At 66.1% G+C, this 21,032-nt stretch carries 19 protein-coding genes and 1 tRNA gene; 9 read left to right on the forward strand and 11 right to left on the reverse strand.

The window, feature by feature from the left end; genetic code table 11:
* Positions 1–11: 11 nt before the first annotated feature.
* Together prfA and hemA are read right to left on the reverse strand one after the other, a co-directional pair.
* Complete coding sequence (prfA, locus tag ABRZ00_RS03910; protein ID WP_368641057.1) at positions 12–1,091, reverse strand: peptide chain release factor 1; 1,080 nt, start codon at positions 1,089–1,091, stop codon at positions 12–14.
* 82 nt (positions 1,092–1,173) lie between these two features.
* Positions 1,174–2,451 carry a glutamyl-tRNA reductase gene (gene hemA, locus ABRZ00_RS03915; RefSeq protein WP_368641056.1) on the reverse strand — a complete coding sequence of 426 codons (1,278 nt, stop codon included), beginning with the start codon at positions 2,449–2,451 and terminating at the stop codon, positions 1,174–1,176.
* A gap of 134 nt (positions 2,452–2,585) precedes the next feature.
* On the opposite strand from hemA, the gene ABRZ00_RS03920 reads away from it, so the two are divergent.
* The 4 genes from ABRZ00_RS03920 (at position 2,586) to arfB (ending at position 4,808) form a co-directional block, all read left to right on the forward strand.
* Positions 2,586–2,661, forward strand: a tRNA-Phe gene (locus ABRZ00_RS03920).
* 262 nt (positions 2,662–2,923) lie between these two features.
* The gene (locus ABRZ00_RS03925) at positions 2,924–3,799 is read left to right on the forward strand and encodes a restriction endonuclease (protein WP_368641055.1); all 876 of its coding nucleotides are present in this window, start codon (positions 2,924–2,926) and stop codon (positions 3,797–3,799) included.
* Positions 3,799–4,116: a cupin domain-containing protein gene (locus ABRZ00_RS03930; protein ID WP_368641054.1), complete on the forward strand. Its 318-nt coding sequence runs from the start codon at positions 3,799–3,801 to the stop codon at positions 4,114–4,116. Before ABRZ00_RS03925 ends, ABRZ00_RS03930 begins: the two co-directional genes overlap by 1 nt.
* 281 nt (positions 4,117–4,397) lie before the next feature.
* Entirely contained in the window at positions 4,398–4,808 is a 411-nt protein-coding gene (gene arfB, locus ABRZ00_RS03935; RefSeq protein WP_368644455.1) for an alternative ribosome rescue aminoacyl-tRNA hydrolase ArfB, read from the forward strand.
* Positions 4,809–4,819: 11 nt separating this feature from the next.
* Here the strand turns inward: arfB and queG are convergent, their stop codons facing one another.
* Positions 4,820–5,899 carry a tRNA epoxyqueuosine(34) reductase QueG gene (gene queG / locus ABRZ00_RS03940; protein WP_368644456.1) on the reverse strand — a complete coding sequence of 360 codons (1,080 nt, stop codon included), beginning with the start codon at positions 5,897–5,899 and terminating at the stop codon, positions 4,820–4,822.
* Between the two features lie 103 nt (positions 5,900–6,002).
* Here queG and ABRZ00_RS03945 point away from each other — a divergent pair, with 103 nt between their 5' ends.
* Positions 6,003–6,869, forward strand: a complete 867-nt coding sequence (locus ABRZ00_RS03945; RefSeq protein ID WP_368641051.1) for a DMT family transporter — start codon at positions 6,003–6,005, stop codon at positions 6,867–6,869.
* Positions 6,870–6,946: 77 nt separating this feature from the next.
* Positions 6,947–7,924: a serine hydrolase gene (locus tag ABRZ00_RS03950; protein ID WP_368644457.1), complete on the forward strand. Its 978-nt coding sequence runs from the start codon at positions 6,947–6,949 to the stop codon at positions 7,922–7,924.
* A gap of 3 nt (positions 7,925–7,927) precedes the next feature.
* Here the strand turns inward: ABRZ00_RS03950 and ABRZ00_RS03955 are convergent, their stop codons facing one another.
* Positions 7,928–8,260 carry a hypothetical protein gene (locus tag ABRZ00_RS03955; protein ID WP_343837930.1) on the reverse strand — a complete coding sequence of 111 codons (333 nt, stop codon included), beginning with the start codon at positions 8,258–8,260 and terminating at the stop codon, positions 7,928–7,930.
* Positions 8,261–8,505: 245 nt separating this feature from the next.
* Between ABRZ00_RS03955 and ABRZ00_RS03960 the strand changes: the two genes are divergently transcribed.
* Entirely contained in the window at positions 8,506–9,057 is a 552-nt protein-coding gene (locus ABRZ00_RS03960; protein ID WP_368644639.1) for a pseudouridine synthase, read from the forward strand.
* On the opposite strand, the gene ABRZ00_RS03965 is transcribed toward ABRZ00_RS03960, so the two are convergent.
* From ABRZ00_RS03965 to ABRZ00_RS03975, 3 genes are read right to left on the reverse strand one after another with little or no spacing between them, the layout of a single operon-like run.
* Entirely contained in the window at positions 9,047–10,321 is a 1,275-nt protein-coding gene (locus ABRZ00_RS03965; protein ID WP_368644458.1) for a saccharopine dehydrogenase family protein, read from the reverse strand. The genes ABRZ00_RS03960 and ABRZ00_RS03965 overlap by 11 nt on opposite strands.
* Before the next feature lie 39 nt (positions 10,322–10,360).
* Complete coding sequence (locus ABRZ00_RS03970; protein WP_368640094.1) at positions 10,361–11,464, reverse strand: carboxynorspermidine decarboxylase; 1,104 nt, start codon at positions 11,462–11,464, stop codon at positions 10,361–10,363.
* Positions 11,465–11,469: 5 nt separating this feature from the next.
* On the reverse strand, positions 11,470–11,859 hold the full coding sequence (locus tag ABRZ00_RS03975) for a helix-turn-helix domain-containing protein (protein WP_368641047.1): 390 nt from the start codon (positions 11,857–11,859) through the stop codon (positions 11,470–11,472).
* A gap of 255 nt (positions 11,860–12,114) precedes the next feature.
* Here ABRZ00_RS03975 and ABRZ00_RS03980 point away from each other — a divergent pair, with 255 nt between their 5' ends.
* Positions 12,115–15,531 (forward strand): DUF748 domain-containing protein, encoded by a 3,417-nt coding sequence (locus ABRZ00_RS03980; RefSeq protein ID WP_368644459.1) that lies wholly within the window; start codon positions 12,115–12,117, stop codon positions 15,529–15,531.
* A gap of 26 nt (positions 15,532–15,557) precedes the next feature.
* Here the strand turns inward: ABRZ00_RS03980 and ABRZ00_RS03985 are convergent, their stop codons facing one another.
* From ABRZ00_RS03985 to panB, 4 genes are all read right to left on the reverse strand, one after another.
* Positions 15,558–16,616, reverse strand: a complete 1,059-nt coding sequence (locus ABRZ00_RS03985) for a 5'-methylthioadenosine/S-adenosylhomocysteine nucleosidase (RefSeq protein ID WP_368644460.1) — start codon at positions 16,614–16,616, stop codon at positions 15,558–15,560.
* On the reverse strand, positions 16,613–18,064 hold the full coding sequence (locus ABRZ00_RS03990; protein WP_368644461.1) for a DNA recombination protein RmuC: 1,452 nt from the start codon (positions 18,062–18,064) through the stop codon (positions 16,613–16,615). The genes ABRZ00_RS03985 and ABRZ00_RS03990 overlap by 4 nt, the downstream gene beginning before the upstream one ends.
* 103 nt (positions 18,065–18,167) lie before the next feature.
* On the reverse strand, positions 18,168–19,139 hold the full coding sequence (locus ABRZ00_RS03995) for a LysR family transcriptional regulator (protein ID WP_368644462.1): 972 nt from the start codon (positions 19,137–19,139) through the stop codon (positions 18,168–18,170).
* Between the two features lie 100 nt (positions 19,140–19,239).
* Positions 19,240–20,067, reverse strand: coding sequence for a 3-methyl-2-oxobutanoate hydroxymethyltransferase (gene panB / locus ABRZ00_RS04000; protein ID WP_368644463.1), 828 nt, complete (start codon positions 20,065–20,067; stop codon positions 19,240–19,242).
* Between the two features lie 92 nt (positions 20,068–20,159).
* Here panB and ABRZ00_RS04005 point away from each other — a divergent pair, with 92 nt between their 5' ends.
* Positions 20,160–20,999 carry an aldo/keto reductase gene (locus tag ABRZ00_RS04005; protein WP_368641041.1) on the forward strand — a complete coding sequence of 280 codons (840 nt, stop codon included), beginning with the start codon at positions 20,160–20,162 and terminating at the stop codon, positions 20,997–20,999.
* The last annotated feature ends 33 nt before the right edge of the window (positions 21,000–21,032 follow it).

Genomic DNA, 21,032 nt, shown 5'->3' on the forward strand with positions numbered 1-21,032 from the left:
ACCGCATGGATTCAGTCCAGCGCCAGGGCGGCGAGCTGCTCGGCCTGATGCTCGGCCAGCAAGGCATCGGTCAGTTCGCCCAGATCGCCGTCCATCACCTGCGCCAGCTTGTAGAGCGTCAGGTTGATGCGGTGGTCGGTGACACGCCCCTGCGGAAAGTTGTAGGTGCGGATGCGTTCGGACCGGTCGCCGGAACCCACCAGGCTCTTGCGCTGGGCGGCCTCGCGCGCGTGGGCTTCCTGCTGCTGGCGGTCTTTCAGACGGGCGGCCAGCACCTGCATGGCCTTGTCCTTGTTGCGATGCTGGGAGCGATCGTCCTGGCATTCCACCACCAGGCCGGTCGGCAGGTGGGTGATGCGCACCGCCGAGTCGGTCTTGTTGATATGCTGCCCGCCCGCCCCGCTGGCGCGGAAGGTATCGATGCGCAGGTCGTTGGGATCGACCCGGATGTCGGCCTGAGGGTCGGCCTCGGGCATCACCGCCACCGTGCAGGCCGAGGTATGCACCCGGCCCTGGGATTCGGTCTCGGGCACGCGCTGGACGCGATGGGCGCCGGACTCGAACTTCAGCCGGCCGTAAACGCCGTCACCTTCGATATGGGCAATGACTTCCTTGTATCCCCCCAGCTCGGACACGCTCTCGGACATCAGCTCCACCCGCCAGCCGCGAACCTCCGCGTAACGGCTGTACATGCGCAGCAGGTCTCCCGCGAACAGGGCGCTTTCATCGCCGCCCGTGCCGGCGCGGATTTCCAGGAACACGCTGCGATCGTCGTCCGGATCCCTGGGCAGCAGCAAGATCTGCAATTCGCCTTCCAGCGCCTCGATGCGCGCGTCGGCGCCAGCGAGCTCTTCTTCGGCCAACGCCTTCATGTCGGGGTCGGACAGCATCTCCCGCGCCGCGTCCCGGTCCTCGGACGCGCGTTGCCAGGACTCGAAGACCCGCACCACGGGTTCCAGCTCGGCGCGCTCGCGCGTCCATTTGCGAAAGCGGTCCATGTCCGCAGCGCTGTCCGGTTCGGCCAGCAAGGCGTCGATCTCGGCCAAGCGATGGCCGAGCTGTTCCAGGCGGCTGCGCATCGAACTTTTCATGAAGGAGGGTTCCGGGGAGTCAAAAGAGAAGCGGGACCCGGCCGCGCAGGGCCGGATCGGCACGAAAAGAAGGAGGGCGCCGCTACCGGCGGCGAACGCCGGATTCGGGCAACAGGCGGGGCAGCAGCGTCAGCAGCTGGTCGCGCTCGGCGCCTTCGCTGCGGTTCAGGGCGGCCAGCGGGCCATGCATGTATTTATGCGTCAGGCTGTGCGCCAGGTGTTCGAGCACGACTTCCGGGTCGTCGCCGCGCGCCAGCAGCCGCCGGGCGCGATCCAGTTCTGCCTGGCGCAGGGCGTCGGCGCTTTGCTGGTAATCGATGATCGCCGGCACGATGGCGCGGTTGCTGAGCCAGTGCATGAAATGCCGCACCCGGGCCTCGATAATGGCTTCGGCCTGGACCACGGCGGCGCGGCGCGCATCGGTGCCCGATTGCACCATGCGGCCCAGATCGTCGACCGTGTACAGGTAGACGTCGGCCAGGCGGCCGATTTCGGGTTCGATATCGCGCGGCACGGCCAGATCGACCATCACCATGGGCCGATGGCGCCGCGTGCGCGCAGCCCTTTCGACCATCCCCAGGCCGAGGATGGGCAAGGATGAGGCCGTACAGGAGACGACCACGTCGAATTCGGCCAGATGATCGGGCAGTTCCGAGAGTTTGAGCGTACGGGCGTCGAACCGGGAGGCCAGCGTCTCGGCGCGTTCCAGCGTGCGGTTGGCGACCGCGATCTGGCGCGGCCGCACCGCCGCGAAGTGGGTGGCGCAGAGCTCGATCATCTCGCCCGCGCCGATGAAGAGCACGTTGCTACAGGACAGATCCCCCAGCACGCGCTCGGCCAGGCGCACGGCGGCGGCGGCCATGGACACGGAATGCGCGCCGATGGCGGTCTGCGAACGGACCTCTTTGGCGACGGAGAAGGTCCGCTGGAAGAGCTGGTGCAACAGCGTGCCGAGCGTGCCGGCCTGCTCGGCGGCGCGCACGGCCTCTTTCATCTGGCCCAGGATCTGGGGTTCGCCCAGCACCATGGAATCCAGGCCGCTGGCCACGCGAAAGGCGTGACGCACGGCGTCGTTCTTTTGGTACTGATACAGGTGGGGCGCCAGCAGGCCGGTTTCCAGGCGGTTGAATTCGGCCAGCCAAGCAGGCAGTTCGGAGGCCACGCCGGGATCGGCCGCACAGTAGATTTCGGTGCGGTTACAGGTGGACAGGATGGCGGCCTCGCGCACGCCGCTGCCGAAGGTGGACCGCAGCGCGGCCAGCGCGGGCTTGACCACTTCGAGCGGAAACGACACGCGCTCCCGCACCGAAACCGGAGCGGAAACGTGGTTCAAGCCAAAGGTCAGGACGTCGACAGACATGTCCGCAAGAAGAAGTTGCACACGAAGATGGCTTGTATTATAAGGCGTTGCGGCCAGACGGGGAATGCCGGCCGTCGCCCATAGGAGGCCGTTGTCTGCACAGGATCAAATTTTCATGTATGATTCTGCGTCTTGGCCCGGTAGCTCAGTCGGTAGAGCAGAGGATTGAAAATCCTTGTGTCGGTGGTTCGATTCCGCCCCGGGCCACCAGTTGCAAATGACCCAACCGTTTTCGGCTGGGTTTTTTGTTGTCTGGAACGCCAATACCCTGATCGCCCCCTTCTGGCTGCATCTGGCCTCTCTGTTACCCCGTTTTCATCTATTTGTCTCACGAGCGCGCGCGAGGTTGTGGCCAGTGTTTATGCGGGTTTCCAGGTTACGGGTTGGCGTTGGGAGTTGGTGGGCTGTGGCGACTGGAGTTGAAATCTGGTGATACGATACCCCGATCCAAGCACAGAATAAGGGTCGCAGTATGGGGGGGCACAGCGAGGGAGCACAGTTCGTCAACTGGTTCGGACCTTTACTGGACGCATTGCGTCACCTGGGCGGATCCGGCACGCCAGACGAAGTGACCGAACAAATTGCAGTCGCCCAAAGCGTATCCGACGACGTTCAGAACGAACTCACCTCCTCCGGTCAGCCCCGTTTCAAGAACCAGGTGGCCTGGGCACGGTTTTACCTGACCAAAGAGGGCCTACTGGGCTCGTCCAAGCGGGGGGTCTGGAACCTGACCGAGCGTGGTCGTGCTACCACCCTGACATACGAACAGGCACACAAAATTTTCCGCCGCTGGGTAGCCATATTCCAGGATCAGCGGCGGGCAAAAGCTGTCAACACTACGGCTACGGAAGAATCGGGCATCGAAGACGCTGAAGCCCTCATGACCGATTTCCGGACTGCTGCCCTGGAAATCATGCGTAACCTGCCACCCGCCGGATTTGAGCGCTTGTCACAGCGCCTGCTGCGCGAGGCCGGTTTCACCCACGTGGAAGTCACTGGCCAAAGTAATGACGGCGGCATTGATGGCCACGGTATTCTGCAAGTCAACCCGCTGGTGTCCTTCAAGGTGCTGTTTCAGTGCAAGCGCTATGCCAACTCCGTCACACCGTCTATCGTGCGTGATTTCCGAGGGGCCATGTCAGGACGAGCCGACAAAGGCATCATCATCACCACGGGTACGTTTACCGCCGAAGCCCGCCGTGAGGCTAATCGCGATGGCGCACCGCCCATCGAACTGGTGGATAGCGAAAAACTCATCGACATGCTGGAGCACCTGGAACTGGGTCTCAGACCAGTGACCACCTATGAAATCGACGAAGCTTTCTTCGCAGAGTTCACCGCACGATAATGCTGAAAAACATCTTTGCAGCCCTGCCAACTGACACCGGTTGCGAGACATTCGACGATTTGCTGAATGTCCCTGGCCTACGGATTGAGCGCATCGTGTCTCACGGGCAGGCTAGTCCACCCGACTTCTGGTATGAGCAGGACGAAGATGAATGGGTCATTGTTTTGCAGGGCGCGGCTGTACTGCAAGTGGAGGGCCACGATACCCTTGTCACGCTGAAACAGGGCGACCACCACTGGCTCCCTGCGGGCCTGCGGCATCGTATCAATTCGACGGCGCCGGATGGCCCTACGATCTGGCTGGCCGTCCACAGATGATGATTTGGGTAGATCGCCAGCCGGTACTGACTGACTACATGGGACAGCAACAGTTTGACGGCGAGCGGCCTTACAGTCCATGACGCTGGAGCCCATCCCCGCCGAGTGGCCTGACGAGATCTCCGAAGTCAACCGGATCTGCAACACGCAATTGCAAGAACTGCGCCGTCAGGCCCGGCATGACCCGCTGCCGGGCCTGGGCACCCACCCCAAAGGGCGGCACTCCATCGCCGGCCATACGACCCGCCGCCCAGTGATTCGCGGACGCACGAGTCCCACCCATGACACGACACCGATACCCGATCCAGGCGCAGGACGTCGAATTCACCGCCATCCGCGCGCAAGGTGCGGGCGGCCAGAACGTCAACAAGGTTTCCAGCGCCGTCCATCTGCGCTTCGACATCCATGCGTCTGCGCTGCCCGAACCCGTCCGCGAACGATTGCTGGACCTGCGAGACCACCGCATCACGACAGCGGGCATCATCGTGATCAAGGCGCAATCCAGCCGCAACCAGGCCCAGAACCGGCTGGAAGCGCTGGCGCGCCTGCAGGAAATGATCGACCGGGCCGGCGACATCCCCGAGATCCGGCGCTCCACACGGCCTACGCAAGGGGCCAGGCGCCGCCGTCAACAGGAAAAGACCGGGCGCAGCGCCCTCAAGCAACTGCGTGCCAAAGTGACGGAGGGGTGATCAAGCGCAATTCAGGGGCGCTGCGCCAGCGCCCAGGCCACGTGTTCGCGCACCAGGGCGCTTTCATGGTCCACGCGGCTGAGCAAGGCGGCGCGCAGTTCCAGGGCCTGCGCCGCATCGGCGGCGCGCAGCGCATTGCCCAGCGCCACGGCGATGTTGCGTAACCAACGTTCATGGTTGATACGCCGGATCGGTCCGCCCTCGGTCCGTTTCAGGAAAGTCTCTTCGTCCCAGGCGAACAGCTCGACGAGCCGCTGGCCGACCAGCGGCGCGCGCTCGTCGAAATCGGGCAGCTCCGTGGTTTGCGCGTACTTGTTCCAGGGGCAGATCGTCTGGCAGTCGTCGCAGCCATAGATGTGGTTGCCCATCAGCGGGCGCAATTCCTCGGGGATGGGACCGTGATTCTCGATGGTGAGGTAGGAAATGCAGCGGCGCGCGTCCACCACGCCGGGCGCGACGATCGCCCCCGTGGGACAGACGTCGATACAGGCGGTGCAGGTGCCGCAATGCGCGCTCACCGGATCGGTCGGCTCCAGCGCGAAGTCCACGAAGATCTCGCCCAGGAAGAACATCGATCCCGCATCGCGCGAGAGCACCATGGAATGCTTGCCGCGCCAGCCCAGGCCGCTGCGGCTGGCCAATTCCTTTTCCAGCACCGGGGCCGAATCGGAAAAGACGCGGTAGCCGAACGGGCCGACCAGCGCCTCGATGCGGTCGCACAGCTTTTGCAGGCGCCCGCGCACCACCTTGTGATAGTCGCGGCCCCGGGCATAGAGCGAGACCACCCCCTCGCCGGGATCGGCCAGCCGGGCGAGCTCGCGGGACTGCCAGCCGGGCCCGGTGCCGCGCGGCAGATACGGCATGCGCGCGGTGATCACGCTCAGCGTGCCGGGCACCAGTTCGGCCGGACGCGCACGCTTGAGGCCATGCCGCTCCATATAATGCAGATCGCCGTGGTAGCCCTGTGCGAGCCATTGCAGCAGGCGCGGCTCGGCAGAGGACAGATCCACCCCCGAGACGCCGATTTCGGAAAAGCCCAGTTCCCGGGCCCATGCCCGTATCTGGTGGATCCATTGACTGTGCCCGTTCATCCGGAAATTATAGGGAATCGGCACCGCCCGCCCCACTGTGGCGGACGGCGCGCGCACGGCGGTGCTAAGCTTTGCAATCGTCCATCCCCCTTCCGGTATCCCCTTGAATGCCCGCCAACTGTTCGGCCTGGTTCTGCTGACGCTGATGTGGGGCCTGAACTGGCCCGTGATGAAGCTGGGCCTGCACGAATGGAGCCCGCTGTGGTTTCGCGCATTCACGATGGCCGGCGGCACCTTGGTGCTGCTGGCCTACTACGGGCGGCGGGGGATTGCGCTGCTTCCGCGCGGCGCCCGGCAATGGCGCAGCGTCGTGGCGCTGGGCCTGCCCAACGTGATGGGCTGGCACGGCCTGTCCATCATCGGGGTCGCCCACCTGCCGGCCGGGCGCGCAGCCATCCTGGGCTTCACCATGCCCGTGTTCACCGTCTTGCTGTCGGTGCTGTTCTACGGCGAGCGCTTTACGACGCGCCTGGGTCTGGCCGTCGCGGCCGTCCTGATCGCCATCGCCCTGCTGCTGTGGAATGAACTCAGCTCGCTGGCCGGCAGCCCCGCGGGCATCGTGTGGATGCAGGCCGCCGCGTTCTGCTGGGCCCTGGGCACGGTTTGGATGCAGCGCGCGAACCTGACGCTGGCGCCCGAAACCCTGCTGATCTGGATGCTGGGGCTGTCCTCGCTGGCCTTGGGGCTGCTGGCCTCGGCCCTCGAACCTGCGCCGCACTGGCCCACCGGCGCTCTCATGTGGGGCGTGCTGGCGTGGTCGATGCTGCTGAACTATGGCGCGGCCCAGGTCATCTGGTTTGCCATGGCGCGCGCCTTGCCGCCCTCGACCAGCGCCATGAGCGTCACCGCCATCCCGATCGTCGGCATCCTGAGCAGCATGCTGATCGGCGAACAGCCCAGTTGGCAAGATGGCCTGGCCGCCGTGTGCGTGGTGGTCGCCATCAGCGCCGTCCTGCTGAGGCGCCGCTGAGGCGCGGCAGGGATTATCATGGCCGGACAGCCGCCCGGCAAGGCGGCCATGATCACACCCCTTACGGAGACAGCGCCATGAACCGCAGACGTCTATTCCAGACGGCCGCCGGGCTCTTTGCCGCAGGCATCACACCGCGCGGCATGGCCCAAGGCACCGACCCCGCCGCGATCAGCCAAGCCCTGAATGACTTCACCGCCCTGTCGCCGGGGCAATCGGCCGCGTTCGTCTCCATCGCAAGCACCGGAGCCGGCATCACTCACCAAGCGGGCTCGGACGGGCCGCTGTTCGTGGGCAGCGCCGTCAAGACGTTCATCCTGGCGCAATACCTCAGAGACGTCGAGACTGGCCGGCTTTCGGAGGACACTCAGATGGCCGTGGGCCCCGAAGTCTGGTCGCCCGGCAGCCCCGTCCTGCTGCGGCTGCAGGGCACAACCAGCGCGAAAAGCGTACTCGAGGCCATGATCGCCCACAGCGACAATACAGCTACCGACATCGCCCTGAACGCCGTCGGAGCCGACCGGACGCGCCAACTGATCGCTTCGGCAGGGCTGGCGAACACGCGCATCCCCGATTCCACGCGCAAACTGTTCTCGTACCTGGCCGGCGCGCCCAATGGCACAGATATCGGCTGGGAGGGCATGGAAAAAATGGCGCAAGGCATCATGCCGGGGAAGCCGCGCCCCGCCATCAACGAGCATCAGACCATGATGAGCACCGCCGCCGAAATGGCCCGCTGGTACGAGCAGGCCCTGGCCGGCGCGTTCTTCCAGAAACCGGAAACGCGGCTCGAATTCAAGCGTATCTCGGCGATGGCCGACGCCATGCCCATGATGGTGCCCGAAGACATCGTGGGCTACGGCAAGGGTGGCAGCATCGATTGGGAAGACTTTCACTGCCTCTGTGGAGCAGGCCAGATGGCGCAGCCCGGCCAACGCACGAGCTTTTGCTTCATCCTCAACTGGACAGGCCCCGACGAGTCGGTGGCCGATACGATGGCGGCCTTCATTCGGCGCAGCCGCCATGCACTCGCGTTGATTGCCGGCCGCCAATGAGCCTCAGGGTTCCATTTGTTCCCAGCCCTGATCCGTCTTGATGAAGCGAGCGGTCGCCTGATCGACCGTGCGCCCGACCAGGGGCCGCGTGATGTCGAGCCGGATGTCGCACACGTAGCCAGGCTTGTCGCGGCTTGACGTGCAACTGAGCTTTTCGACCCCGTTGAGCGCGAATTTCGGCATGTCGAGAACGCCGCCCACCATGCTTTGCATGGACTCATTCTGCCGATCAACCGCCTTCTGGACTGCCGCCTGCAGATCGGCCTGCGAAGGCTCAGACGAGCAGGCTGCCAGCAACAGGAGGGCGGGAAGGATGGAAAACGGCAGAAGTTTCATGTGCGACACCCACTCAGTGATCAAAGCTATTTTGTCATAAAAGCAGGAATGCGCAGCGCAGAGGCGAGGCCGGGATGCCGCGCCGCCTGGGCGTCCCGGCCGGCAACCGATACACTGGCAGCCATGCCGTCCGTCTTCATCCACCGCCAGGCCTTGCCGTGACCCCCACCGAACCCCGGCCCACGCCACGCCGCCCGCCCGCCAACCCACGCCGGGCCGCCAGGGCGTCGCCCCCGCAGCCCCGCCTGCTCGTGCTCAACAAGCCCTATGGCGTGCTGACGCAGTTCAGCGACGACCAGGGGCGCGCGACGCTGAAGGATTTCGTCGACGTGCCCGGCGTCTACCCGGCCGGACGGCTGGACCGCGATAGCGAAGGCCTGCTGCTGCTGACCAACGACGGCCGTCTGCAGGCCCGCATCGCCGACCCCCGATACAAGATGGAGAAAACCTACTGGGTGCATGTCGAAGGAGAGCCGGTCGAAGACCAGCTACAGCGCCTGCGCGCCGGCATCGACCTCAAGGACGGACTCACCCTGCCGGCGCAGGCCCGGCGCCTGGACGAACCTGGGCTGTGGCCACGCGAACCGCCCGTGCGTTTTCGCAAGAGCATCCCGACCGCGTGGCTGGAAATCACCCTGCGCGAAGGCCGCAACCGGCAGGTGCGCCGCATGACGGCTGCGGTGGGCCTGCCGACCCTGCGCCTGGTGCGCATGCGCATCGGCCCCTGGCGCCTCGATGGCCTGACGCCGGGGGCGTGGCGCGAGGCGTCTCCGGACGAAGCCTTCTCTACGAGGTGATGCTCGCCATCGCCGGGCTTTCTTCGTACGGATCCAGCACACGGTCGCCATCCGCATCGCGCACCCGCGTCTCCAGCCCGATGCGGTTCATCAACCGGATGAACGGTTTGGGGTCGAGCTCTTCGACATTGACCATCTGGCCGACGTCCCAGGCGCCCTCGGCAATCAGCATGGCCGCCGCAACGGCGGGCACGCCCGCCGTGTAGGAAATCCCCTGGCTGCCGACTTCCGCATAGCTGGCTTCGTGATCGCAGATGTTGTAGATGAAGGTCTCATGGGGTTTGCCGTGGCGCGTGCCCTTGAGCAGGTCGCCGATGCAGGTCTTGCCGGCATAGGTGGGCGCCAGCGATGCGGGATCGGGCAGGACCGCCTTGACGACCTTGAGCGGGACGACCTCCAGCCCCTCGGCGGTGCGCACGGGCTTCTCGGACAACAGACCGAGGTTTTTGAGCACCGTGAACACATTGATGTAGTGATCGCCGAAACCCATCCAGAAACGGATGTTGGGCACCCCCAGGTTCTTCGACATGGAATGCAGCTCGTCGTGACCGGTCAGGTAGGCCGTGCGTTTTCCCACGACCGGCAGGTCCCAGTCCTGGCGGCGCTCGAACATGGCGTTGGCCTTCCACTGCGAGTCTTCCCATGACCAGACGGTGGACGTGAATTCGCGGAAGTTGATTTCCGGGTCGAAGTTGGTGGCGAAATAGCGGCCGTGGCTGCCCGCGTTGATGTCGATGATGTCGATGGACTGCACTTCATCGAAATAAGCGTCCATGGCGTAACGCCCGTAGGCATTCACCACGCCGGGGTCGAAACCCACGCCGAGCACCGCCGTGACGCCCGCCGCGCGGCAGGCGTCACGGCGCTTCCATTCATGGTTGGCATACCAGGGCGGCGCTTCGCACACCTTGTCGGGATCCTCGTGGATGGCCGTATCCAGATAGGCGGCGCCGGTCTCGATGCAGGCGGCCAGGACCGACATGTTCAAGAAGGGCGAGCCCACATTGATGACGATCTGGCTGCGCGTCGCACGGATCAGGGCCTTGGTGGCCTCGACGTCCATGGCATCGATCTGGTGCGCCTTGAGCAGGCCCGGGCCGCACTGGCTGCCCTTTTCCTTGATGGAATCGATGATCGCGCGACACTTGCCGAGAGTGCGCGAGGCGATGTGGATGTCGCCCAGCAGGATATTGTGCTGCGCGCACTTGTGCGCCACGACATGCGCGACACCGCCCGCGCCAATGATCAGGACATTGCGTTTCATCTGGATACCCTCCCGGCTTTCAGTGTCTGGGCCGCCTCGTCAGGACAGGCTGCCCACATAATCCTCAAAGGAAAATTCGCGCACGAGGCGCACGGAGCCATCGGCTTCTTTCACGGCGATCGACGGCATATGCACGCCGTTGAACCAGTTTTTCTTGACCATGGTGTAGCTGGCGGCATCGCCGATCGACAGACGATCGCCGATCTGCAATGGCGCGGCAAAACGGCCCTCTCCGAAGATATCCCCGGCCAGGCAGGTCTTGCCGCAGATCATGTACGTGTGGCCGCCCGCGTCTTCACCCAGCGGGGCGGTCTCGCGATAGACCAGCAGATCGAGCATGTGGGCCTCGGTGGAGGCATCGACGATGGCCAGGTGCTTGCCGTTGTAGCCCACGTCCAGCACGCTGACTTCGAGCGTGGCGCTGTGGCGCACGGCGGCCTCGCCGGGTTCGAGATAGACCTGCACGCCATGCGTCTGTGCGAAACGACGCAGGCGCTCGCAGAAGGCGTCGACCGGATAGCCCGGCGCAGTGAAGCTGATGCCGCCCCCCAGGCTGACCCAGTCCAGCCGCGCCAATACATCGCCGTAGCGCTGCTCGACCTGCGAGAGCAGCGCATCGAAACGGGCCAGATCGCCGTTCTCGCAATTGTTGTGGATCATGACCCCATCGAGCTGACCGGCCACCGCGCGGATGCGCTCGGGATCGCTTTCGCCCAGGCGGCTGAACGCGCGCGCCGGGTCGGCCAGATCGAAGCCGGCGCAACTGACGCCCGGATTCAGCCTCAGGCCGACCGGCTTGCCCTGGGCAAAGGACGCATAGCGCTGCAACTGCCCGATGGAATTGAAGATGATCTTGTCGCAATGCGAGACGACCTCCGCGATTTCGTGGTCGGCGTAGGCCACGCTGTAGGCATGCGTTTCACCGCCGAATTTCTCGCGGCCCAGCCGGACCTCGTACAGAGACGACGAAGTGGTGCCGTCCATGTGCTGCCGCATCAGATCGAAGACGGACCAGGCGGCAAAACACTTCAGCGCCAGCAGGACCTTGGCGCCCGATTGCCGGCGCACCCGGTCAATGATGTCCAGGTTGCGCTGCAAAGCCGGCTTGTCGATCAGGTAGTAAGGAGTGGAAAGAGTCTGCATGAGGATCACTCGGGGGCCGGGCGGCCCGGGCCGGCGGGTTTCTTGGAAGATGCCCGGGAAGGCGTCGCCGCCTTTTTCCCCAGACGCTCGACGCGCAGGGGCGGACGATCGGGAAACGAAGCCACGATCTGCAAAGTTCCGCCCATGCTTTCCACGTAATGCTGCAGGGTGGACACCAGCATGTCATGGCGCTTTTCGATGCGGGAAATCGTGCCCTGCCCGACCCCCATGGCATACGCCAGGTCGTCCTGCGTGTGGTGCGTCGCCTTGCGCAGTTCCCTGAGCGTGGCGACGGTGTCGACCGCGGGAATGCCGGGGGGCGGTTCACGATGCGCACTGCGCCCGGCCCCGGGCCGCTCAGGCGCGGCGGCGATGCGCTTCGGCTTTTTCGGCATGATTCGGTTTTCACCCCTTCCCGGCATGAGGACCGAATGATATATGCTTTAGAATGAATATGCAATCCAAGGCATATTTACTGGGAGCCGGCGCCTCTTTCCGCAGCGGCCGCACCGTCAAACCATGCAAAGCCCCTTCCGCCCCCATGGACGCTCCCGCGCCGGGCTGGAATAATGTGCACGAACGGCGAACGGTCGGAAGGCGGCGCCTGCGGGCCACGACCATCCACAAAAAAAACAATCGGAGCGCATGCAATGCAGTGGCGAATGCCTGTGTTGAAACTTGGCCGCCGGGGCATCAGGATCCTGGCCGGCATCGTACTGGCGTTGCTGGCGCTGGCGGCGCTGTCCGCCTGGTGGGTGCCCAAGGCCGTGCGCGGCGCGCTCACCCAGGATGTTTCCGAACTCCTGGGCCGCCAGGTCCAGGTGGGTGAAATCCGTTTCAACCCTTTCACGCTGGCGCTGCGCGCTCAGGATCTCGTCATCGGACAGCCTCAGTCAGAGCCGCTGCTTCGGGTCGGCGAAATCGACCTGCGGGTAGCCTGGCGATCCCTCGTGCTGTTCGCGCCGGTCGTCGACCGGATCCGCGTGGATCGCCCCCATGTCGCCCTGGTCCGCCAAGACATCGCGCGTTTCAACTTCTCCGACATCATCGATCGCCTGACGGCGCGAGCGGCCGAGCAGCCCGCTGAACCGGAACCCGCCGATGCGGGCCCGCCACGGTTTTCCCTGAACAATCTGTCGCTGACCGGCGGCGAGATCCATCTGGACGACCAGGTCACCGGCCGGCGGCAGACGGTCGACGAAATCACGCTGGGCATCCCCTTTCTTTCCTCCTTCGGCTACGCCGCCGACATCGATGTGCAGCCCGCGGTGCATCTGCGCATCAACGGCAGCCCATTCGATCTGCGCGGCAAGGCGCGGCCGTTCGACACAATCCCCACGTCCACGCTGGACGTCACGCTCGATGACGTGGCGCTCGACAAATGGGCGGATTTCTGGCCCCTGCCCCTGCCCGTGCGACTCAAGAGCGCCCTGCTGGATTCGCGGCTGCAGGTGCTGTTCGAACAGCCGCCGGCGGCTGCGCCGCGCATTCGTGTGCAAGGCAGCCTGGGCCTGCGCGCATTGGACCTGGCCGAGATCTCAGATGCTCCGCTGCTGGCCTGGAACAACCTCAGGGCGGAGGGCCTGGCGCTCGACCTGGAAACGCGCACGGCGTCCATCGATACGGTGACGTTGAGCGGCCCCCGGGTGACGGCGCACCGCGATGCGCAGCAGTTGAACTGGCAGCGGGTGGCCGAGGGTTTCGCCAAGCTGGGCGCCGCCGGGCCCGGCACGCAGGAACCGGCGCCGCAGGCCCCGGGCGACCCGGCTCCGGCAGCCACGCCGCCGAAAGCACCTGCGCCGACCGCAACCAGACCCGGACAGCCCGCCGCGCCCGCCTGGCGGTTCGCCCTGGGCGCCTTCAAGCTCGAAGCCGGCGCCCTCCACCTGAGCGACGGGCCCAGCGGCCTCGATTATCCCCTGGACGGGCTGAACGCCGAAGTCGCGCACATCACCTGGCCGCAGGCCCCCGGTCAGCCCATGCAGGCGCGGCTGAGCCTGGACAACAGCCTGGACGGCAGCACGCTGCGAATCGAGTCGCCCATCTCGCTGCAGCCGCTGTCGGCCCAGGCGCAGGTCAGGCTGGGCAATCTGGCGCTGGCGCCGTTTGCGGCGGCGGTGCGCCACGTCTCACCCATCGCCCTGCTGGGCGGCCGGCTGGACCTCGAAGGCACGGTCATGGTGGCCGACACGCGGATCGAAGCCCGCGACGTGACCCTCGGCCTGCAACACCTGGCGGCGCGCGACGAGTCCGTCAAGCCCGGCGTGAATCTGTCCATCGGCTCGCTCGCCCTGGCAGCCGACCGCCTGGCGCTGGACGACGCGCCGGCGTCCTTCACCCTGAAGGCCGACGGGATCCAGAAACAGGGCACATTGGCGCTCGACGGATCTTGGACCGCGCAGCCGCTGTCGGTCAAGACCTCGGTCGACCTGGCCCGCTTCGACGCCGCCTCCCTCGCGCCCTACATCGCCTCCAGCCTGAACGCCACGGTACGCGGCGCAACCCTGGGAGCGCGCGGCCAGGCGGAATTCACCGCGCCGCAAGACGGCCGGGCCATGCGGGCGGACTGGCGCGGCGCAATCCAGCTCGACGGCCTGGATCTCCAGGACCGGGTCAACAAGACCCCCTTCCTCAACTGGAAGCACCTGGGGCTCAGCAAGATGCACGTCTCGATGGCGGGCCCGAAACTCGTTCTGGGCCTAGGCGACATCCAGCTCGCCGACTTCTACGGCAACATCCTGCTCAATGACAAGGCCCGCCTGAACGTCATGGACATCCTGGTCGACGAGGGCACGGCCGGCGGCTCGATCACCCAGGACACGCAAACCCGCCGCGTCCGCGCCGCCGGGACGACGGCGCGCGGCAAGACGCCCGCCGCACCCGAAGTTTCGATCCGCAGCGTCACGCTCAAGCGCGGCCGCGTGACGTTCAACGACCATTTCGTGCGCCCCAACTATCGCGCGGAGCTGTCCGCCATCGAAGGCACGCTCACGGCCGTGTCCTCGACACGGCCCGCGCCCGCCAAGGTCCGCGTCTCGGGCCGGGTATACGGCACCGCGCCTTTCTCGCTGGCTGGCACGGTCCAGCCGTTCGCGCGCTACCTGGCGCTGGATCTGGAGGCCTCTGCCAAAGGCGTGGATCTGCCCCGCTTCACCACCTACTCGGCCAAATATGTCGGCTACGCCATCGAACGCGGCAAGCTGTCGGTCGACCTGCACTACGAGATCGAGGACCGCGCCCTGCAGGCCAGCAACAAGGTGCTGCTCAACCAGCTCACCTTCGGCCAACCGTCCGGCAGCCCCGACGCGCTCAAACTGCCTGTGCTGCTGGCCGTCGCCCTGCTGAAAGACGCCAATGGCAACATCGACATCAACCTGCCGGTTTCCGGCTCGCTGGACGATCCGGAGTTCTCGGTGGGCGGCATCATCGTGAGGGTGATTGTGAACACGGTCGTCAAGGCGGTGACGGCACCTTTCTCGCTCCTGGCCTCGGCCTTCGGCGGCGGTGAGGATCTGTCGCGCATCGAATTCGCCCCAGGGCGCGCCACGCTCGACGACACCGCGAAATCCAGCATCGCCACCCTGGTCAAGGCGCTGGCCGACCGCCCCGCGCTGAAAATGGACATCATCGGCCGGGCCGATCCAGCGACCGACGAAGCAGGCCTGCGCCAGGCCTGGTTGGATGACAAGATCCGCGCCGCCAAGGCCAAGGCAACCGGCGGCGGCAAGAAGGCCGCAGCGGACGTCGAGCTGACCGACGCCGACCGCGCGCAATACCTGGAGGATGTCTACGACGACGCCAAGATCAAGAACAAACCGCGCAATGCCATCGGCTTCGCGAAGTCGCTGCCGCCCGAGCAAATGCACGCGTTGCTGCTGGCCGCCGCCCCGCTGGACAAACAGCCCCTGCTCGGGCTGGCGCAGGCCCGCGCTCAAGCCGTGTACGAGCAGATCCTGGCGGATGCGCCCGAACTGACCGACCGGGTCTTCATCGTGGCGCCCAAGCCCGATGCCAGCGGCATCGAAGACGGCGGCGCGGCGACGCGCGTGGATTTCGCGCTGCACTGACCGAACGTCGGCCAGCGCCTATTCCACTAATCCCGCCAGGCCCTGAGAAACGCCAGAAGCACCTGCGCGGCATTGTCCGCCGCAATATGCAGAAAGGCGTTCATCTCGTTTTCACCCGGGCCGCCGCCCGCCAAGTCGCTGAGCGAGCGGAAAGCGATGAAAGGCACGCCCGCGCGCCAGGCGACCTGGGCGCACGCTGCGCTTTCCATGTCGAGCACATTGGCCCGGAAGGTGCGAAAGGCGTAGCGGCGGAAATCCGCATTGTCCACGAAGGCCTGCCCGGATACGCCGCTGCCGCCCACCACCAGGCGGGGGCGCTTGTCCAGGCAGCGGTCCTGGCGGTCGCAGCCGCGCAAAGGCACGGCCTGGACGCTGCGTGCCACGGCCAGCATCTGCGGATCAACTTCGAACCAGAACTTTTCCTGGATGCCGGCACCATCGGCCTGGCGCACGCGCACGGCGCGCGGCTGCATCATGCCGTAGGGCGGGAAATCGAACTCGCCCTTGGAGGCCGGTGCGCGGTATTGGCCCGGGGCGATCTCGCGCATCATGACCACCTCCAGGTACTGGCCCCAACGCTCGGGGACGCTGACGTCGCCGATGTGCAATTCGGGATTCACGCCGCCGGCAATGCCGCTGAAGATCAGATGCGTGACCCGGAAACGGTCGAACAGCAGTTGGGTGTTCATGGCCGCGTTCACCATGCTGATGCCGCTGAGCGCCAGCACCACGGGCCGGCCTTCGAGCTGCCCGGTGAAGAAATCGACCCCTTGGACGGTGTGAACGCGGGCATCCCGCAAACGGGCGCGCAGCAGTTCGAGCTCGGGCGCAAAGGCGGACAGGATGGCCATGCGCGGCGTCTCGTCCAGCCGGCCGGCGGACGGCGCGGCGGCGGACGGCGCGGCCGTGGCCTCGACAGGCCCGGACGACGCCAGCACGGGCCCCGGCCAAGCCAGCCATGCGCCGCTGCAGACCAAGACGGCGGCGGCCAGCATGCCCAGCCGCCGCACCCGGGCGGATGCGCACAGGCGCAGGCGGGTTCCCAGGGCGAAACGCCCAGCGTGAAGATCAGAACGATGTGTCATGGATTCGGCTCCCCAGGCGGATGGAGGTCTTCAGGCACGGCCCCCGGCGGCGACCCGGCATCCGCCCGGCCGGTTTCCGGCACGTGATCCGCTCCGGGCGCAATACCGTCCAGCCGCTGGACTTCGAAATCCGCGAGCAGGGGCTCCAGCGCGGGCAGCGGCCGCCCGGCCTTGGCCGAGAGTTCGGCAAAACGGCCGACCTTGCCGTACAGGCCGCGCTGCCCCGCCACGGCCGTGACCGTGCCGTTATAGTGCGCGGCGGCCGCGCCCAGCGCATGGCCCAGCTTCTGCAGCCGGACCGCCACCATCTCGACTTGCCGGTACAGCCCGCCGGCCTGGTCTCCGAGCGCCCGGGCCTGCTCGTTGCTGCGCGCCAGCATCCACAAGGCGGCGACCGTGCGCAGGACCGGCATCAGCGTGGTGTGGGACACCAGGACGACATTGTGGCGATAACCATGGTCGAACAACTCCCGGTCGCGCCGCATGGCTTCGATGTAGGCCGGCTCGATCGGCAGGTACATGAGCACGAATCCCGGGCTTTTCATGCCGGTCAGGCTGCTGTAATCCTTGCGGGCCAGGTCGTCGATATGCTGCCGCACGGCGCGCACATGCGCCGCCAGCGCGGCTTCGCGCGCTTCGGGCGTGGCCGCCGAGACGGCGCGGTCGTAGTCCACCAGCGACACTTTGCTGTCGATGATCAGGTGCTTGCCGTCCGGCAGCCGGACGATGAAATCCGGCTGCCGCCGGTTGCCCGCTTCGTCCCGGAAGGACGCCTGGGCCTGGTAATGATCGCCCGCGATCAAGCCGGCCAGTTGCAGGCTGCGCTCCAGCAGGACCTCGCCCCAGTTGCCGGTGGCTTTCTTGTCACCCTTCAGGGCCATGGCCAGGGACTGGGCCTCATCGCTCATTTTCAGGCCGGTTTCCAGGACGCGGCGGATTTCCGTATCCAGCCTGGCCTGCCCGCTCACCGAGGCATCATGGATCTCGTTGACGCGCCGCTGGAAGCTTTCGATCTGCTCGCGGAACGGCCGCAGCAAGCTGCCGAGCGCATCCTGGCTGGAGCGCGAGAAACCCTGGCTTTTTTCTTCCAGCACCTGGCCGGCCAGGTGCTGGAATTCCGCCCGCAGCGTCGCGCGCGACTGATCGAAGGCCTGCCTCAGTTCCTCGAAGGCGGCGAGCTTTTCGTGATGAGCCGCCTGCAACTGCGCCAATTCGAGCCTGCCGTCCTGTGCCCGGGCGCGCCAGCTTTCCAGCGCATCGGCCTGGGCGGACAAATCCCGCTCGAGTTGTGCGACCCGGTCTTGCAACTGGGCGGCGCGCTCGGCCTGCCGGGCCGCTTCGGCCGCCTGGGCCAGCAGGCGCCGCCTCGCGGGCCAGGCGCCGGCCACCAGGCCGGCCAGCAGGGCCAGCGCCAACGCCGCCAGGATTTCCGGAGAAAGCGGGATCACGATGTCGTCCTATGCCGCATGAAGAAGACCCGACATCATCGCACAAGCGGGATGCGGGAATCTGCGGCGGAGCGCCGCTTCCGCCGCACGCCGCCGCCTGGCTTCAAGCCGAGCGCAGGGCCTCGGCCTTGCGGGACGCTTTCTGGCGCAGCCCGCTGGGGTCGGTATCGACATAGTGCGGGATGGTGCTCTGGACGTACAGGTGCAGCCCCTGGATCAGGCGCTGGGCGCCTTCCGGCAACTCGTGCGTCGCCTGGGAAACGGCGCCGATCATATAGGCGATCTCGGTCTGGATGGGCCGCAGCACGATGCCATCGAGCTGGGCGCCCCGGATCGAAAAAGGATCGATCAGCGCCACGCCCAGGCCAAGCCGCACCAGCGCCAGCGCCGACTGCTGGCTGCCGACTTCGATATGGCGCCGGGACTCGCCCGCCGTGGCTCGCGCCAGGCTGCTGGTCAGGTGGTAGCGCATGCGATAGCGACTGAGGAGCGTGATGGCGTCGGTATTATGGATGTCTTCGAGGGCGACCACGTCACGGGAAGCCAGGGGGTGCGCCGCGGGCATCGCCAGCATGCAAGGCGCCTGGCCGCACCAGTGCACGCGGATGGCATCGGCATCCACCGGCAGGTTGATGAGCGCAAAATCCGCCTGCCCCTCCGCGAGAGCGCTGGCGGGGGCTTCATGCACGACTTCCTCGATGATGAGCCGTTGATGAAAGACGGAGCTGAAGCGGTCCACCCGGGCGAGCGCCTCGGGCAGCAGCCCGCGCGCCAGATCGACCGAGGCCAGGATTCTCAAGGGCCTGACCTGACCGCTGCGCATGCCCTGGACCCGCGCTTCCAACTGGTGCAGGTCGGCCAGGATGCCGCGCACCTCTTGATGGAACTCGGCGCCTTCCTCGGTCAGCGTGATGGCGGGCCGGGTACGGGCGAACAGCAGGAACCCCAGTTCGGCCTCCAGATCGCTGATCTGGCGGCTGACGACAGGCTGGGAGCGGCCCAGCATACGGCCCGCCGCTGTGACGCTACCGCTGGTCACGATGGCGTTCAAGGCCTCGAGTTGGCGTATTTCCATGGCATCCGAAGCGGGGCTGTCCCCGCCGGCGGCAAAAAAACGCCCGGATCAGCCAGTGACGGCCCAGGCGAAATATTTTGAAATGACAGTTATATGAATATTACTGCTCGGACCGCACGCCAAAACAATGAGTTAGCGTGGGAAAAGTCTCCTCCCGCACGGATTGGGCGTAATCCCGGGCCGCCTGCTGGATGACCTGGCCCGCGTCGGCGAAACGCCGGGCGAATTTCGGGATCCGGTCGCCGCTCAGCCCCAGGATGTCCTCGGTGACCAGAATCTGGCCGTCGCAAGCGGGCGAAGCGCCGATGCCGATGGTGGGGATGGGCAACGCCGCCGTGATTTCGCGCGCCAGCGGCTCGCTGATGCCTTCCAGCACCACACCGAACGCGCCGGCCTGGGCATGCGCCCGGGCATCGTCCATGATGCGCCTGGCGGCGGCCTCGGTCATGCCCTGGGCCTTGAAGCCGCCCATGGTGTTGACGTACTGGGGCATGAGCCCCACATGAGCCAGCACCGGGATGCCGCGTTCGACCAGGAAGCGAGTGGTGTCGGCCAGGGCCTGGCCGCCTTCGAGCTTGACCCCGGAGGCGCCGCCGGCGGACAGCAAAGTCGCGGCATTGGCGAACGCCTGGGCCGGGGACTGCTGGTAGCTGCCAAAGGGCATGTCGGCGATGACGCAGGCATGCCCGGTGGCCCTGACCACGGCGGCGGAGTGGGCGGCCATCATCTCGACCGTAATCGACAGCGTGTCGGGCATCGCATAGCCGACCATGGCGGTGGAATCCCCCACCAGCAGCATGTCCACGGCCTCGTCCAGCAGCCTGGCGATCGGCGCGATGTAGGCCGTCAGCGCGGCGATCTTGCGCTCGCCCTTGGCGGCGACGAGTTGAGGCACCGTGACTCGTTTCGCCTGACTATGTACACTCATTTGATTGACTCCAAAGATTCGTTCAACGCCGGCTGGCCGCACAGCGGCCAGCCAGGCCTGCCGCAGCCTGCTGCGCCCCACAGGAGATCCGCATGTCCACCAATCAACCCATGCTCACGTTCCATGATGGCCGCCGCGCACCCCAGTTGGGCCTGGGCACCTGGCAACTGACCGGCGAAGCCGTCGTTCCCGCCATCCAGGCCGCCGTCGAGACCGGCTACCGTTCCATCGACACCGCAGCCATCTACGGCAACGAGGCCGAGGTCGGCCGCGGCATCGCCCAATGCGGCATCCCGCGCGAAGACCTGTTCGTGACCACCAAGGTCTGGAACGACCGGCACGGTCACGATAGTACCAAGACCGCGCTGCAAGAGAGCCTGGACAAGCTGGGCCTGGATTACGTCGACCTGTACCTGATCCACTGGCCTGTGCCCCGCGAGAAACGCTACCTGGAAACCTGGGAAGCCCTGATCCAGTTGCGCGACGAAGGCCGCGCCCGGTCGATCGGCGTCTGCAATTTCCAGTTGAACCATCTGCAAAAGCTGCTGGACGGCACCGGCGTGCTGCCGGTGGTCAACCAGATCGAGCTGCACCCTCATTTTCAGCAGGCCGAGCTGCGCGCCTACCACGACGACCACGACATCCGCACCGAGGCCTGGAGTCCGCTCGGACGCACCCAGGCGCTGCAGGATCCCGTGATTCAGGAACTGGCCCACCAACTGCAAGCCAGCCCGGCCCAGGTGATCCTGCGCTGGCACATCCAGATGGGCCATATGGTGATCCCGAAATCCTCGAATCCGAAACGGATCCGGGAAAACTTCAATCTATGGAGCCTGCACCTGAACGAAGCCGCCATGGACCGGATCGCGTCCCTGGACCGCGCCGACGGCCGCATCGGCCCCGACCCCGATAACTTCAGCCTGATGAAATGAGAGGGGCCGCGCTCCTGGAGCCGCGGCGGCCCG

The organism is Castellaniella ginsengisoli (assembly GCF_040955415.1).
GTDB classification, from domain to species: Bacteria; Pseudomonadota; Gammaproteobacteria; order Burkholderiales; family Burkholderiaceae_B; genus Castellaniella; species Castellaniella ginsengisoli.